The organism is Comamonas guangdongensis (assembly GCF_041079535.1).
Taxonomy (GTDB): domain Bacteria; phylum Pseudomonadota; class Gammaproteobacteria; order Burkholderiales; family Burkholderiaceae_C; genus Comamonas; species Comamonas guangdongensis.
In genome coordinates this window covers 58,634-74,117 of record NZ_JBFYGN010000011.1, presented here as the reverse complement: position 1 = coordinate 74,117, position 15,484 = coordinate 58,634, and the positions used below count along the sequence as shown (strand labels likewise).

Annotated in this window: 14 protein-coding genes; 7 read left to right on the top strand and 7 right to left on the bottom strand. The window is 65.2% G+C overall.

Translation table 11 applies throughout. The features are described 5' to 3' along the window. Positions 1-9: 9 nt before the first annotated feature. On the bottom strand, positions 10-219 hold the full coding sequence (locus tag AB6724_RS11645) for a hypothetical protein (protein WP_369338686.1): 210 nt from the start codon (positions 217-219) through the stop codon (positions 10-12). A gap of 143 nt (positions 220-362) precedes the next feature. Here AB6724_RS11645 and AB6724_RS11640 point away from each other — a divergent pair, with 143 nt between their 5' ends. Further along, a complete protein-coding gene (locus AB6724_RS11640; protein WP_369338685.1) occupies positions 363-1,376 on the top strand; it encodes a DUF808 domain-containing protein in 1,014 nt (337 codons plus the stop codon). A gap of 209 nt (positions 1,377-1,585) precedes the next feature. Then, positions 1,586-2,191: an OmpW/AlkL family protein gene (locus AB6724_RS11635; protein WP_369338684.1), complete on the top strand. Its 606-nt coding sequence runs from the start codon at positions 1,586-1,588 to the stop codon at positions 2,189-2,191. 336 nt (positions 2,192-2,527) lie between these two features. Here AB6724_RS11635 and AB6724_RS11630 read toward each other — a convergent pair whose 3' ends face one another. Further along, positions 2,528-3,463 (bottom strand): LysR family transcriptional regulator, encoded by a 936-nt coding sequence (locus AB6724_RS11630; RefSeq protein WP_369338683.1) that lies wholly within the window; start codon positions 3,461-3,463, stop codon positions 2,528-2,530. A gap of 116 nt (positions 3,464-3,579) precedes the next feature. On the opposite strand from AB6724_RS11630, the gene AB6724_RS11625 reads away from it, so the two are divergent. The 4 genes from AB6724_RS11625 (at position 3,580) to egtB (ending at position 9,121) form a co-directional block, all read left to right on the top strand. Beyond that, positions 3,580-4,674, top strand: coding sequence for a branched-chain amino acid aminotransferase (locus tag AB6724_RS11625; RefSeq protein WP_369338682.1), 1,095 nt, complete (start codon positions 3,580-3,582; stop codon positions 4,672-4,674). A 255-nt stretch (positions 4,675-4,929) separates the two neighbouring features. After that, positions 4,930-6,327, top strand: coding sequence for a branched-chain amino acid transporter BcaP (gene bcaP / locus AB6724_RS11620; RefSeq protein ID WP_369338681.1), 1,398 nt, complete (start codon positions 4,930-4,932; stop codon positions 6,325-6,327). Positions 6,328-6,954: 627 nt separating this feature from the next. Beyond that, entirely contained in the window at positions 6,955-7,833 is an 879-nt protein-coding gene (egtD, locus tag AB6724_RS11615; RefSeq protein ID WP_369338725.1) for an L-histidine N(alpha)-methyltransferase, read from the top strand. Next, the gene (egtB, locus tag AB6724_RS11610) at positions 7,820-9,121 is read left to right on the top strand and encodes an ergothioneine biosynthesis protein EgtB (protein WP_369338680.1); all 1,302 of its coding nucleotides are present in this window, start codon (positions 7,820-7,822) and stop codon (positions 9,119-9,121) included. The genes egtD and egtB overlap by 14 nt, the downstream gene beginning before the upstream one ends. A gap of 75 nt (positions 9,122-9,196) precedes the next feature. Here the strand turns inward: egtB and AB6724_RS11605 are convergent, their stop codons facing one another. Continuing rightward, entirely contained in the window at positions 9,197-9,610 is a 414-nt protein-coding gene (locus AB6724_RS11605) for an MAPEG family protein (protein WP_369338679.1), read from the bottom strand. Positions 9,611-9,757: 147 nt separating this feature from the next. Then, positions 9,758-11,041: an O-acetylhomoserine aminocarboxypropyltransferase/cysteine synthase family protein gene (locus AB6724_RS11600; protein ID WP_369338678.1), complete on the bottom strand. Its 1,284-nt coding sequence runs from the start codon at positions 11,039-11,041 to the stop codon at positions 9,758-9,760. Between the two features lie 249 nt (positions 11,042-11,290). On the opposite strand from AB6724_RS11600, the gene AB6724_RS11595 reads away from it, so the two are divergent. Then, entirely contained in the window at positions 11,291-12,493 is a 1,203-nt protein-coding gene (locus AB6724_RS11595) for a GGDEF domain-containing protein (RefSeq protein WP_369338677.1), read from the top strand. Positions 12,494-12,561: 68 nt separating this feature from the next. Here the strand turns inward: AB6724_RS11595 and AB6724_RS11590 are convergent, their stop codons facing one another. From AB6724_RS11590 to AB6724_RS11580, 3 genes are all read right to left on the bottom strand, one after another. After that, positions 12,562-13,212 carry a 3'-5' exonuclease gene (locus AB6724_RS11590; RefSeq protein WP_369338676.1) on the bottom strand — a complete coding sequence of 217 codons (651 nt, stop codon included), beginning with the start codon at positions 13,210-13,212 and terminating at the stop codon, positions 12,562-12,564. A 142-nt stretch (positions 13,213-13,354) separates the two neighbouring features. Then, positions 13,355-14,140 carry an enoyl-CoA hydratase/isomerase family protein gene (locus AB6724_RS11585; RefSeq protein WP_369338675.1) on the bottom strand — a complete coding sequence of 262 codons (786 nt, stop codon included), beginning with the start codon at positions 14,138-14,140 and terminating at the stop codon, positions 13,355-13,357. An 84-nt stretch (positions 14,141-14,224) separates the two neighbouring features. Further along, the gene (locus tag AB6724_RS11580) at positions 14,225-15,409 is read right to left on the bottom strand and encodes a lipid-transfer protein (RefSeq protein ID WP_369338674.1); all 1,185 of its coding nucleotides are present in this window, start codon (positions 15,407-15,409) and stop codon (positions 14,225-14,227) included. Positions 15,410-15,484: the final 75 nt, after the last annotated feature.

The following is a 15,484-nucleotide window of genomic DNA, read 5'->3' as shown; positions in this document are numbered from 1 at the left end:
GGTCGGGGCTCAGTCCGGCAGAACGACGCCGAGCTTGGCCAGCTTGGCGCCCATCACATCACGGCGACGGGCGGCTTTGGCCGCGGTTGCGCTGACGGCGGCAATGGTCTTGGGGCCTTTGCCCGCAGCGGCCTTGACCAGCTCCGCCTTCTTGGCGGCCTCTGCGGCGAGTTTGCGGTAGCTGGCAATCAGTTCGGCATGGGCGATGGCTTGGGTCACAGGGTTTCCGTTCAATGAGGGCGTTCATTGTCGCTGCAAAGCCTTTGCCGTGCCGAGCGCCTGTGTGCTGGGCAATTGCCTGTCTCAGCCGCTGCGCGGTTTGCGGGCATGATGGCGGCCATTGAAACCAACTGGGGAGTGCGATGGCAGGTGCCGGCCTTTTGATGCTGCTCGACGATATCGCGGCGCTGCTGGACGACGTGGCCTTGATGACCAAGACCGCGGCGGCCAAGAGCACGGCGGCGGCAGACGATGTGGCCACCATGACCAAAGTGGCCATGGGCAAGACGGCGGGCGTGCTGGGCGATGATCTGGCGCTCAATGCCGAGCAGGTCACCGGTGTGCGTGCCAGCCGCGAGCTGCCCGTGGTCTGGGCCGTGGCCAAGGGCTCGCTCAAGAACAAGGCGATTCTGGTGCCTGCGGCCTTGCTCATCAGCGCCTTCGTGCCCTGGCTGATCACGCCGCTGCTGATGGTGGGCGGAGCTTTTCTGTGCTTCGAGGGTGTGGAAAAAATCCTCGAGTTGCTGCACAAAAAGCCGCCGCACGCTGCGCAGGATGCGCTGGTGGATGCCGATGCTGCGGCCCGGCAGGGCGTGGCGCCGTCATCGGTACGGGCAGCGCGCGCCAGGGATGTTGACCCCGTCGAATACGAGAGGCAGAAGGTCAAGGGGGCCGTGCGCACGGACTTCATCCTCTCGGCCGAGATCATGGCCATCGCCCTGGGCACGGTGGCCAGCAAGCCGATCTGGGAGCAGGCGGCGGTGCTGATCGCCGTGGCACTGGCGATCACGGTTTTTGTCTACGGCCTGGTGGCGGCCATCGTGCGCATGGACGATGTGGGCGGCTGGCTGATGGCCCGCAGCAGCGCAGCGGCTCAGGCCCTGGGCCGCGGCCTGATCGGCTTCACTCCCTGGTTGATGCGCGGCCTGTCGGTCGTCGGCACCGCAGCCATGTTCATGGTCGGCGGCAGTCTGCTGGTGCATGGCATGGCACCTGTCGAGCATTGGGTGAGTGCCGTCATCACCCCCATGGGCGGTGTGATCGCCATGCTGGGGACGGTGCTGGTCAATGTGGCGGTCGGTGCCGTCATCGGGGCGGCCGTGGTGCTGTGCCTGGAGCTGTGGCACAAGCTGGGCCCGCGTCGGGGCGTACACTGAAGAAATATAGCTAGCACTGCAGGTGTGGCGCGGGTTTGCGCTGCATCAGTCTTCGCTGCGGCCGTGGCCATGGGGCAACGGCCGCTTTTTTATGGCGCTTCGCGAGCGGCGGATTGACCTGGGACAAACCCGAGCCCGGCGGGCTTTGTTTCAATCAATGCCAAGGGAAGTGCACGGCGCTCCCCAGAATTTCTTCAAGGAAAAAGCCAATGAAAAAGACTCTGATCGCGATTGCCGCTGCTGCCAGCGCGCTGACTGCAGGTACCGCTTTTGCCCAATCGTTTGACGGCACCAGCCCCTGGATGGTGCGCGTGCGCGCCGTGCATCTGGACAGCGAAAACGGCGGCGCGGCAGGCGATGCCGGCCTGAGCATCAACAACAAGTGGATGCCTGAAGTGGACGTGTCCTACTTCTTCACGCCCAATATCGCTGCCGAGCTGGTTCTGACCTATCCGCAAAAGCACGATGTGCGTCTGGGCGGCGACAAGGTCGGCACGCTCAAGCATCTGCCGCCCACCTTGCTGGCCCAGTACCACTTCACCAACTTCGGCGCTTTCAAGCCCTATGTGGGCGCTGGCGTGAACTACACGAATTTCTCCAGCGTGAACCTGCCCGACGGCGTGAGCATCAAGAAGAACAGCTTCGGCGGCGCGCTGCAGCTCGGCTTCGACTACGCGCTGGACAAGAACTGGTCGCTGAACTTCGACGTCAAGAAGGTCTATCTGGGCACCAAGGTGACGGGCGCCGGCCTGGAAGACGCCAAGTTCAAGGTCGATCCATGGCTGGTCGGCGTGGGTGTGGGCTATCGCTTCTGATAGCAAGGAGTGATCTCGTCCCTGGCCTTCTTCCGGGGATGAGGCACGCATCGCAGCATCTGCGGTGCATCGGGGTGGGCGGGCCGGCATGGCCTGCATGCTCCAAAGGCTAGGGTGTATGTTTGATATCGGTATTCCGCAGCTGCGGGGTACCGATTTTTTTTGCCCGCTCTAAGTTCGCGGCTGCGGAGCGGGCATGCATCGACTGTCCTCGGTCCAGCAGACAAATCCCGGCCTCACGGCCAGGTGCTGCAGTCCATTGCGGGGCGGGCACCTGATCGGGACACCGTCGGCGGGAAAGCCGCGGATGATCACGCTCGGACTGGAACAGCCGGCTCAACTTCCGCAAGCGTGGATCAGGAATTCGCGCAGCGCATCGGCCGGCTTGTCGAGCTTGCAGTCGGGTCGCCACAGCATGCCGACCTCCATGTCCGGCACCGCATCGGCGATGGGTCTGGCCTGGATCTGCTTGCCCTCCAGCGACCATGGCCGATACACGATGTCGGACAGCACGGTCACTCCGAAGCCGTGCGCAACCAGTCCGCGCAGTGCCTCCATCGAGCTGGTCTGGAATGCGACATTCGGCGTCAACCGCCGGCTTCGCCAATAGCGCATGGTGGATTGTTTGGCCTCGTCGACGGTGATCTGGATATAGGGATAGGCGGCGATGTCACGCAGCGAAGGCCGCTCGATTGCCAACAGCGGATGCGTGGCCGAGGTCCACAGCTGGCGCCGCGAGCGCATCAGGGTGTGACGGGCGAAGCGCTGCGGCCGCTCCAGATTGGACAGCAACGCAATGCCCAGCTCGATTTCGCCGGCAACGACGGCGCGCTCGATGCTCGGGCGATCCATATCGTGCAGGTCCAGCTCGATGTCTGGGTAATTCGTGCGAAAGCGTGCCAGCAGACCGGGCAAAAAATAACCCAGCACGGTGTAGGAGGCCGCCAGGTGCACAGTCCCCCGCAGCCCATGCACCTGAAAGCGCGGCTCGCGCAGCGCGTCTTCGACCGAATCCAGGATCTGGCGTGCATGCTGGTAGAAATGATGACCTTCGGCAGTCAACGCGACGCCGTGTGGCTGGCGCTCGAATAGACGCACGGCCAGATGCTGCTCGAGCGCCAGCACCGCATTGGTGATGGCCGATTGCGACACATGCTCGGCGGTTGCTGCCATCGAGAACTGCCCGGTTTCGGCCGCCGCCGCGAAGTAGCGCAGCTGCCGCAGCGTGAGTTCCTTGGCAATCCTTTCCGGTACCTCGGGTGACTTGGCCATGTCCGCCTCTCAGCTATTCGTTTAGAAGATATCAGGTGTTGGAATTTTTGATTTTACGATGACGTTAGTGCTTCCTACACTGCTGCGCACATAAGAGCCATTCGGAGACAAACGGTATGAACGCTGAAAATCAATTGCAATTCGCCGTGGAGCGTTGCCCTGACCCCACCCCTGCCGATCAAATCGCGACCAGACTGGTCAATCCGGCATTCGGACGCGTGTTTACAGATCACATGGTCACCATCCGCTGGACCGAAGGTCGCGGCTGGCATGACGCCAAGGTCGAAGCACGCCGTCCTTTCCAGATCGATCCCGCTTGCGCGGTACTGCACTATGCGCAGGAAATATTCGAGGGCATGAAGGCCTACCGTGGCGACGACGGCAAGATCTCGCTGTTTCGGCCGCAGGAGAACGCGAAGCGCTTTCGCGCGTCCGCAGCCCGCATGTCGATGGCCGATCTCCCCGAGACCATTTTCCTGCGTGCCGTGGAGGCGCTGGTGGACATCGACCGGGACTGGATTCCGGGCGGCGACGGCAGCCTCTACCTGCGCCCGTTCATGTTCGCTTCGGAGAGTTTTCTCGGCGTGCGCGCGGCAGCGGAATATATCTTTTGCGTGATTGCATGCCCGGTCGGTCCGTATTTCAAGGCCGGGAAGTCGGCCGTGACCGTATGGGTTTCGGAGCAATACACGCGCGCTGCCCCTGGCGGCACCGGCGCGGCCAAGTGTGGCGGCAACTACGCGGCCAGCTTGATCGCCCAGACCGAGGCCGCGGCCAAGGGCTGCGACCAGGTCGTGTTCCTTGACGCTGCGGAGCACCGCTGGATCGAGGAACTCGGCGGCATGAACGTGTTTTTCGTGATGGACGACGGAACTCTGCGCACGCCCCCATTGAAAGGGACGATCCTGCCGGGCATCACACGTGCGTCGATCATTGAGCTGGCCAGGCATGAGGGCATGACGGTCAATGAAGTAGCGTACGACTTCGAGTCGTGGCGTGCCGATGCCGCCAGCGGACGCCTCAAGGAGACCTTCGCCTGCGGCACGGCCGCCGTCGTAACCGCCATCGGGCAGGTCCGCCACGCCGGCGGGGAATTCACTATCGGTCATGGCGGGGAAGGCCAAGTCACGCAGCGCCTGCGTTCATTGCTGACCGGCATGCAGCGCGGCAAGATCGCCGATCCGTTTGCCTGGGTTCATCACGTCGCTTGAAACCCGCGAATCTGACTTCAGCGGCGCGCAAGGCACTGCCTTGCGCGCTGCGTTGATTCGGTTTTGAGGTCTGTCTCACCGAGTCGGTTTGCCATCCAAATTAATCCCGGGGCCGGTGCGCGATCTGTGCGCCAGCAAACCCTTGCAGCCTATCCGGCTGCGTGCTGCCCGGAAAAGCCGCGCCCGCACGACCCGTCGCCCGCTATCCGGTGTCGGTCCTGCAAGAGCGCGGCAGAACATGCAGGAGACACCCCCATGAGCTTGTTCCGAACCAAGGATATCGACGCCATGCTGGCCGAAAGGCACGCCGGCGGTCTGAAGAAGGTGCTGGGTCCGACAGACCTGGTGCTGATGGGCATCGGTGCCATTATCGGCACCGGTATTTTTGTGCTGACCGGCACCGGCGCGCTGACCGCCGGCCCGGGGCTGATGATCTCTTTCATCATTGCGGCCGTGGCCTGCGGCTTCGCCGCTCTGTGCTATGCCGAGTTCGCCTCGGCCATTCCGGTGTCGGGGTCGATCTATACCTATAGCTACGCGACCCTGGGCGAGATCATTGCCTGGATGATAGGCTGGGACCTTCTGCTCGAGTACGGTCTGGCCACCTCGGCGGTGTCGGTGGGCTGGTCGGGCTACTTCCAATCGCTGGTGGCGGGCTTCGGCCTGCACTTGCCGGTGGAGCTGACGGCGGCGCCGGGCGCGGTACCCGGCGCGCACACCTTGTTCAACCTGCCGGCTCTTCTGATCATGCTGGCCATCACCTGGGTGGTGGCCTGCGGAGTGCGCGAGTCGGCGCGTCTCAACAATCTGATGGTGGCGATCAAGATCGCGGTGGTGGTGCTGTTCATCGTGGTCGGCGTCTGGCATGTCAAGCCGGCCAACTGGCAGCCTTTCGCTCCGTTCGGCGCAACCGGCATCTTCAATGCGGCGGCACTGGTGTTTTTCGCTTTCATCGGCTTCGATGCGGTGACCTCGGCCGCAGAGGAGGTGCGCAATCCGCACCGAGACCTGCCGGTCGGCATCATCGGCTCGCTGACGGTCTGCACCGTGCTGTACGTGATTGTCGCGGCCATCATGACCGGCGTCGTCCCCTTCGCCATGTTTGCCGGCGTCGATCACCCCGTATCGCTGGTGTTGCAGTACGCGGGGCAGAACTGGGTTGCCGGCTTTGTCGACCTGGGCGCCATTCTCGGCATGACCACGGTGATTCTGGTGATGACTTTCGGCCAGACCCGCGTCATCTTTGCGATGTCGCGCGACGGCCTGCTGCCTGCCCGACTGTCGTCGGTGCACCCGGTGCATTCCACACCGTACTTTGCCACCTGGACCGTCGGCATCGTGTTCGCGACGATCGCTGCTCTCGTGCCGCTGAATGTGCTGGCCGAGTTGATCAATATCGGCACGCTGTCTGCGTTCACGCTGATTTCGATCTCGGTACTGGTGCTGCGCCGTACCCGTCCCGATCTGCCGCGGGCTTTCCGCTGCCCCGGCGTTCCGGTGGTTCCGCTGCTGTCGGTGGGCTTCTGCCTGTTCCTGATGGCCCATCTGGAAGCGCTGACCTGGATTGCCTTCCTCACCTGGCTGGGGATAGGGCTGGCCATCTACTTCCTGTATGCACGCCGCAATGCGGTGCTGCATGGCAGTGCGAGTTAGCGGGTCTTAAAGCGAATGCCCGTGTTCGACGCCGGGGTGTGAGGCCTCCGGCGCTCACGCGGTATCGGATCTTCGAGCCGTGCTCCAGGCAAGGGCCTTGCAGATAGACAGTCCGCTTCTGCATTGATACCGGTGCTGCTCAGTGCAGCCGGGGCGCTTCATGCGCTGCAACCGAGCCCAGCTGCTTCGCCGGGCCTCATTGCATTCCAGAAGTAAATTGTTCAAGCAATCCCTGCCTTAGATTTTCACAAATGTAGGAAACACTCCTACGTTCACCACGGGGGCGAAGCTTTAATCTGGGCATTCGGGTCTTGCGCTGTGCAGGGGCCGGATGCCGTGCCTTCATGCACGGCGGTGGATCGCATCCATGCCGTGCGGCAGGCCTTGCCGGCCGGCGGCTTGCAAGGAGATCAGCTCATGGATGGTGTGTCGACGTCGGGGGAGCGGTTTGCCAGGGCAGGGCGCCTGCCTCTGCCCTTGCCCTCCTGCCGTTTTGCGCAGCGCAGCATTGTGAGTGCCTGCCATCAGGCGCTGCTGGATGAACCCGAGGCGCTGCAGTCCCGGCCCGAAGCTTCGCGGCAGTACGAGGCGCAGCGGGAGCTGCAGCGCGAATTGAGCCAGGGCCTGATGCAGCCCCTGGCGCAGATTTCGCCCAAGTTTTTCTACGACGAGTGCGGCTGCGCGCTGTTCGAGCAGATCACCGGCCTGCCCGAGTACTATCTGACCCGCACCGAGGCCGCCATCATGGCGCGCCACCAGCGCTCCATGGCAGAGGCCATAGGCCCCTGCCAGGTGCTGATCGAGTTGGGGGCTGGCAACTGCGAGAAGGTGCGCCGCCTGTGCCGCAGCCTTGCGCCGCAGCAGTTTGTGGGCGTGGACATCGCGGCCGATTTTCTGGCCCGAGCCGTGCAGCGGCTGGAGCGAGATTTCGCGCCCCTGAGCGCGCGTGCGGTGGCCGCGGACTTCACGCAGGAATGGGCTCTGCCCGCAGATGTGCCGCGCGCCGCCCGCCTGCTGTTCTACCCGGGCTCCTCCATAGGCAATTTCGACCCCGACCAGGCCCAGCGCATGCTGGCGCAGATGCGCGGCCTGCTCGGCGATGACGGCGGGCTGCTCATAGGCATAGACCTGCCCAAGCCCGTGGAGCTGCTAATCGCCGCCTATGACGACGCCCAGGGCGTGACGGCCGCCTTCAACCGCAATGTGCTTCAGCATGTGAACGCCGTGCTGGGCAGCGACTTCGACGCGCAGGACTGGGCGCACGAGGCGCGCTTCGACGCCGGGCATTCGCGCGTGGAAATGCACTTGCGCGCACTGAGGCCCGTCATCGTGGGCTGGCCCCAGGGGCTGCGCCAGTTTGCCGAGGGCGAGACCATCCATACCGAGAACAGCTACAAATACCCGCAGGAAAAGTTTCTCGACATGTTGTCGCGTGCCGGCTTCGGCCGCCAGCGTGTCTGGACCGATGAACAGAACTGGTTTGCCGTCATCCATGCCCATGCCTGATCTTGAAGCCCTGGCCGGGCGTTATCTGCACGTGCGCGCCCAGACCCAGCGGCTGGCCGAGCCGCTGTCGGCCGAGGATGCCTGCGTGCAGTCCATGCCCGATGCGAGTCCGGCCAAATGGCATCTGGCGCACACCACCTGGTTTTTCGAGACCTTTGTGCTGGCCGTGCATGAGACGGCGTATGAGGCTTTCGATCCAGACTTCCGCATGCTGTTCAACTCCTACTACCAGCAGCTAGGCCAGCGCCATCCGCGCGAGCGGCGCGGCATGCTTACCCGGCCGGCGCTGCAGCAGGTCCAGGCCTATCGCGATGCGGTGGACGAGCGCATGCTAGCCCTGCTGGAGACCATGGCGCGCAGCAAGAGAAAAGGGCCCGAGGCCTGCGAGCTCATAAGCACTCTGGTGCAACTGGGCCTGCAGCACGAACAGCAGCACCAGGAGCTGTTGCTTACCGATGTCAAGCATCTGCTGTCCTGCCATCCGCTGTGGCCGGCCTATGCACCGCCCGAAGATCGGGCCGGCGCGGCGCACCAGGCCCTGTCTGGGCCGGGCTGGCTGCCGCTGGCGCGCGGCCAGCACGAGATAGGTCATGCGGGGCCGGACTTTGCCTTCGACAACGAGATGCCGCGGCATGCGGTCTTGCTGCAGGGCGCCGAGATCGCTGACCGGCCGGTGAGCAATGCGGAATTTCTGGAGTTCGTGCGCAGCGGTGGCTACGAGCAGCCCCAATGGTGGCTGGCCGAAGGCTGGGACTGGTGCCTGGCGCAGCAGCTCGCCCATCCCTGGTATTGGCGCCAAGCCGCACAGGGCGGGGAGGACGGCTGGCAGGAGTTCAGCCTGCGTGGCGCCGTGCCGCTGGATGCTGCCGGACCCGTGGCCCATCTTTCCTATTACGAGGCCGATGCCTATGCACGCTGGGTCGGCGCGCGCCTGCCCACTGAAGCCGAATGGGAGGTCGCGATGGCCCCGCATTGGGCGCAGGAGCGGGCGGACGAACAGGAAGTCGGCGACGGCCTACTGCATCCCTGGGCCATGGGCGATGGCGGGCTGCAGCTGGGCCAGGTCTGGGAATGGACCCAGTCGTCCTATGCGGCCTATCCGGGGTTTCGCGCGGCCGCTGGCGCGGTCGGCGAGTACAACGGCAAGTTCATGGTCAACCAGTATGTGCTGCGCGGTGGCTCCTGCCTGACGCCCGCGGGCCATGCGCGGGCCAGCTACCGCAACTTCTTCCCCACCACGGCCCGCTGGCAGATGACGGGGCTGAGGCTGGCGCGGGATGTCGGCTGATGACCGGGCTGCGATTGAAAGAAGAGCCTTCGGCGCTCCGCAGCTAAACGCAGCGGCCTGAACCAAGCATGGTCCTCATGGCGGGGCCAGCAGCTTGATGGCCCAATACAGCCCGATCGCCATTTGCACCGCAAATGCCGTGAAGCGGAGCGTGCACATGGCCGGGCTGGTCGAGGCCAGATGCACCAGTGACTGGAACACCCGAGCGCCCAGAAAGAGATAGGCGAGCGGATCTGTGATGGCCGTCCGCTGCGTGACCATGGCGACGAGCAGCAGGCCGCCGAAGATTGGCAGACCCTCGATGCAGTTGGCATGGGCCCTGGCCAGCCGCTGCATGAAAGGCGACAGGCCGGCGTTGTCCGGCCTGAAACTGTTGGCCGGCGCCTTCCCGCGCAGCACCAGTTGCGTGCGGATGAGCTCCATGAGCACGAGCAGCAGCAGCGCCCAAGCCATGAAACCGGTCAATGCGATCGAGCTAGCTGAGATCATTGCCGCCCCCTCCGAGATGAACAGGTGACGAAGTCCGGCTCCCGGCGCAGCCGCCCGAAGCGTTTCCATCTTACTGTCTGGGCGGCGGCTGCGCAGGCTGGCCTCGATCCTCCCGCGTGGAGCGGGCAGGGTCGAGGCGTCGCAGGGTCAAACCGCAGCCAGTGCCTGATTCAGGTCGGCCAGCAGGTCGTCGATGTGCTCGATGCCCACGGACAGGCGCACCATGCCTTCGCTGACGCCGGCCTTGGCCAGTTCGGCCGCATCCAGCTGGCGGTGGGTGGTCGAGGCCGGGTGGGTGGCCAGGGACTTGGCATCGCCGATGTTCACCAGACGCGTGAACAGCTGCAGCGCATCGAGGAAGCGCGCGCCGGCCGCGCGGGCGTCAGCGCCGCCGCTCTTCAGGCTGAAGGACAGGATGCCCGAGGCGCGGCCGCCCGACTGCTTTTGCACGATGGCGTGATCGGGGTGATCCTTGAGCCCGGCGTAGCGCACCCATTCCACCTTGGGGTGGTTTTGCAGCGTCTCGGCAATCTTCTGGGTGTTGGCGCAGATGCGGTCCATGCGCAGGGCCAGGGTCTCGATGCCCTGCAGGATCTGGAAGGCGTTCTGCGGCGAGATGGCCGCGCCCATATTGCGCAGCGGCACCACGCGGGCGCGGCCGATGAAAGCGGCCTCGCCCAGGGCTTCGGTATAGACCACGCCGTGGTAGCTGACGTCGGGCTCGTTCAGGCGCTTGAAGCGCGCCTTGTGCTGGGCCCAGGGGAATTTGCCGCTGTCCACGATCGCGCCGCCCACGCTGGTGCCGTGGCCGCCCAGATACTTGGTCAGCGAATGCACGACGATGTCCGCGCCATGCTCGAAGGGACGCAGCAGATAGGGCGAGGGCACGGTGTTGTCCACGATCAGCGGCACGCCATGCTGGTGCGCCACATCGGCGAGCGCGCGGATATCGGTCACGTTGCCCAGGGGATTGCCTATGGACTCGATGAACACGGCCTTGGTCCTGGCATCGATCAGCGGCACAAAGCTGGCCGGATCGCGCGGGTCGGCAAAGCGCACCTCTATGCCCTGCTGCGGAAAAGTGTGGGCGAACAGGTTGTAGGTGCCGCCATAGAGGGTGCTGGCGCTGACGATGTTGTCGCCGGCCTCGGCCAGGGTCTGGATGGCCGCGGTGATGGCGGCCATGCCCGAGGCCAGGGCCAGTGCGCCGATGCCGCCTTCCAGCGCGGCGACGCGCTTTTCCAGCACGTCGGTGGTCGGGTTCATGATGCGGGTGTAGATATTGCCGGCCACCTTGAGGTCGAACAGGTCGGCGCCATGCTGGGCACTGTCGAAGGCATAGGCCACGGTTTGGTAGATGGGGACGGCCACGGCCTTGGTGGTGGGGTCGGGGGAGTAGCCAGCGTGTACGGCGAGTGTCTCTATGCGCATTCGTGTCTCTCTTCGGGTTTGTGCGTTGTGGTGGAGGGGCGGTCCGCTGCCGGCCGCCTTGCTGCCTGTTTGAAGGCAGTGAAGCGCATTATGGGCTGGGCGCCTAGGCCGGGGAACGACCGAATGGCTATGTGCTTATGCGGCAGCGGCGAAGGCCTTTGTGTGTGCCAGCCCAATCTTGTAGATACACTTTTCGCAGCGTTGAGCGCAGCTATTTCCTTCCTTCAGAGAGATCAGAGAGTCTTGCCGTTGAATCAGTCCGCAGATCCGTACTTTGCCTTGATAGCACCCGCTTGCGTGATGCTGTTCGGGCTGACTCTGGCCGGATGCTGGTGGGTGCAGCGTCGCCAGCCGGGAGCGCGGTTTCTGCTCTGGCTGGCCGCAGGCTATGTGATACCGGCCGTGGCACTGGCCGCGCAAAGCCTGATGAGCAATGCAGAACTGGCCAGTGCTGCGCTGTTCACGGGCTGCCTGTACCTGGCCGGGTGCTGGGCCCAGGCCCAGGGCATGGCCTTGCGCCTGGGCGCTCGGGGCGTGAGCATGGCTGCGGGCCTGCTGGTCGCGGCTGTCACGCTGGGCGCGCTGTATTACTACTCGCGGGTGCAGGAGGACCTCTGGGTGCGCGTCCAGTGTCTGACCGTGGGCACGGCACTGCAGCAGCTGCTGGTGTTGGGCACCATGCTCAAGGCGCAGCCGGCCCATGACTGGCTGGAGCGCTGGGTGCGCTGGACCTATGGGGTGAACGTGGGCTATGCCTTGCTGCGCCCTTTTGCGGTGTGGCTGCTGCCGGTGCAGGGGGTGCAGGAACTCACGCGCTCGGGCTACTGGCTGCTGACGCTGGCGGTGGCCCTGCTGATAGGCATGTGGTTTGCGTTAGGCCTGCTGGCCTGCTCGGTGCGCGATGTGCTGGCAAGCCTGCGCGAGGAGCGCAACCGCGATCCGCTGACGCGTTTGCTCAATCGCCGCGCTTTCCTGGAGTCCTCGGCCGCGCTGCTGGCCGACCAGCGTCTGGCGCCCTGGATGCTGGTGGCCATGGATATCGACCATTTCAAGCAGATCAACGACCGCTGGGGGCACCGCGTGGGCGATCATGTGCTGCAGGAGCTGGCCCTGTTGCTGCCCAGGCAGGTGCGCGATCGGGATCTGGTCGCACGCTATGGCGGAGAGGAGTTTGTGCTGCTGCTGTCCAGGGTTCAGCTGCCGGAAGCGAAATCCGTGGTCGAGCGCATACGCGAAAGCATGCATGACCATGATTTCCCGCTGCTGCCCGCGGGCGTGAAGGTCACGGCCAGTTTCGGCATTGCGCCGCTGGCGGCCGCCACGCAGCTGGATGCGGCCTTGGAGCTGGCCGACGCCCTGCTGTATGCGGCCAAGCGGGATGGCCGCGATTGCGTGCGCACCCCCGAGCGGCTTGAGGAGCCGCGGAATGCTCCGGCCCTGAACGGGATTTGAGAGCGACAGCCCTTGGAATACCGGTGCTCGTCGGGCCGTGGGCCTGCACGCCAGGCGCGGCGGCCTTCTCAGCGTTGCCCCGGTCTGGGCGAGCGCGATGGGGAGAGCCGCTGCAGCTGATGCTCCTCCCAGTGCTGCAGCGCCGTCTGAATGACCGCGGGCGCATGGGCGTCATTGGCTGCATAGCGGCATTGGGCCGTGGTCAGCTGAGGGCTGGCCCAGTTGGAGGTGCTGGTGCGTTTGGACTTGCGAAAGTTCTGCCTGAGCACCAGCGCCACTGCAGCCCGCACGCCTATGGACGGCCCGTAGCCCAGCTGTTTGAAGCGGCGGTCCAGGTCTTCCACATTCACCAGCTCGGTGCCCAGCCGGCGCGGCAGGGACTGGCGGTCGTTGTCCAGGCCGAAGCCGATCTTGCAGATATGGGCAGCCCCCAGTATTTCACGGGTCAGCTCCAGGGCCCGGGGGTGATGCAGCTGCAGCAGCCAGGCCTGCTGGGTGGTCGCCAGCTGTACCAGATGCGGGCCGCTGTCGTGCTGGCCCGCGTTGAACAGCGGCTTGCTCTCGGTATCGAATCCCAGAAAGCGGGCGGCCGTCAGTGCGGCATAGGCCGCGTCGAACTCGGCGGGGGCCTGGGGTATATGGATGGCTTGAACCGGCAGTTCGGCAAAATGCGGGAGCAGGGCGCTGTCTTCCTTGCTCGGGGCTTTGAGTTTGGGCATGAGGGGATTACACACCATGGCCGCGGGCTTTATCCCCAACTCATGTGGACCTGCCTGTGGGTAAATGCCCGAAGAACTGCGCAAACCCGCACCCAGACTGGCTTTGCGGATGCCGCCCGAAAAACAGGCAGCGCTCGTTTTCTCAGTGGCGGTCTCGAAACAGCGGTCGGCGCTTCTCGACAAAGGCGGCAATGCCTTCGTCGCAGTCGGTCGATCGGGCGCAGCCCAGCATGGCGGAGCGTTCCGCGGCCAGATGTGCCTGGAGGGACTGCGTGTGGGCCGCATCGCAGAGGCGCTTGATGCTGGCCATGGAGTTGGCGGCACCACCGGCAAGCTCTTCGGCCAGCGCCACGGCGGCCGCCTGCAGCGCCTGCGGCTCGTGCAGCTCGTCAAACAAGCCCAGGCGCAGACAGTCCCGGGCCGGCACCGGGCGGTTGCTCATCAGCAGGTATTTGGCCCTGGCGGCGCCGGCGCGGCGTGCGAGATAGTAGGAGACGCCGAGGTCGGGGCTCAGGCCGAGCGCCGCATAGCCGCCGCGCAGAAACACCGTGTCGGCGGCCAGCACCAGGTCCGCACACAGGGCCAGGCCGATGCCGCCGCCGCCCAGAGGGCCTTGAACAGCGCTGATGACGGGCACGGGCAGCGTGGCCAGGCCGTGCATGGCCGGGTGTAGCAGATCCAGCATCTGCGCGATCAACGCCGGCAGCTGCGCACGGTTCTGCACGAACTCGCCGACATCGCCGCCCACGCTGAACTGCTTGCCCCTGGCGGAGATCAGTACCGCGCCGATGTCGGCGCTGCCGGCCTGCCGCACCGCATGGACCAGAGCCTGGGCCATGGCCGAGCCTATGGCATTGCCGCGCTCGGGCTGGTTCAGCACGATATGGCCTACGCGATTGCGTATCTCCCAAATAACGGCGGACGACATCGGACGGCCTTTTCTTCAAGCTTGGGGTGAAAGAGCCCGGGCAGCCCAGGCTCCAGGCATTGCGTGCCGCACATGGCACTCGCTTTACAGACGCTCGTACAGGGTCACGACGCAGGCGCCGCCCAGGCCCAGGTTGTGCTGCAAGCCCAGACGGGCGCCGGCGACCTGACGCTGGCCGGCCCGGCCCCGCAGCTGCTGGACCAGCTCCGTGCACTGGGCCAGGCCCGTGGCGCCCAGCGGGTGGCCTTTGGAGAGCAGGCCGCCCGAAGGGTTGGTGACGTACCGGCCGCCATAGGTGTTGTCGCCGTCGCAGACAAATTTCTCGGCGCCGCCCACGGGGCACAGTCCCAGGGCCTCGTAGCTCAGCAGCTCGTTGTGGGCGAAGCAGTCGTGCAGCTCGATCACATCCACGTCCCGAGGACCTATGCCGGCCTGCTCGTAGACCTGCTGCGCGGCGCTCTGTGCCATGCCGAAGCCGACAACCTCGCGCATATCGTGGGACTCGAAGGTCTGGGGGCCGTCGGTGGTCATGGCCTGGGCGCGGATGCGCACGCTGCGATCCAGGCCATGCCTGCGCGCATAGGTCTCGGAGACCACGACGGCAGCAGCGGCCCCGCAGGTGGGCGGGCAGGCCATCAGCCGGGTCATCACCCCGGGCCAGATGACGGGGGCGGCCAGCACCTCTTCCTCGGTGACCTCGGTGCGGAACAGGGCCAGCGGGTTGCGCGCCGCATGGCGGCTGGCCTTGGCGCGGATCTTGGCAAAGGTCGAGAGCCGGGTTCCGTACTGATCCATATGCGCTTTGCCGGCGCCGCCAAAGTAGCGCAGGGCCAGCGGTATCTCGCCGTGGCCGACCAGGGCGTCGGTCTCCGCGTCGAAGCGCTCGAACGGACTGGGCCTGTCGGTATAGACGGAGCCCAGGGCGCCGGGATTCATCTGCTCGAAACCCAGGGCCAGCACGCAGTCGGCCGCGCCGCTGGCGACGGCCTGGCGCGCCAGGAACAGCGCCGTCGAGCCGGTGGAGCAGTTGTTGTTGACATTGACGACGGGGATGCCGGACATGCCGACCTCATAGAGGGCGCGCTGCCCGGCCGTGGAGTCGGCGTACACATAGCCCACATAGGCCTGCTGCACGGCCGCGTAGTCCAGCCCTGCGTCGGCCAGGGCCAGCCCTGCGGCCGCAGCTCCCATGCGGAAATAGGGCTCGCTCTTGCCCGGCTTGGCGAACGGAATCATCCCGACACCGGCAACCAGAACATCATGACTCATGGACCACTCCTCGAACGCTGGGGCAATAGGTTGCATCGTAGAAATTCCCGATGCGCAAGCCCATTGCCGAGGGCA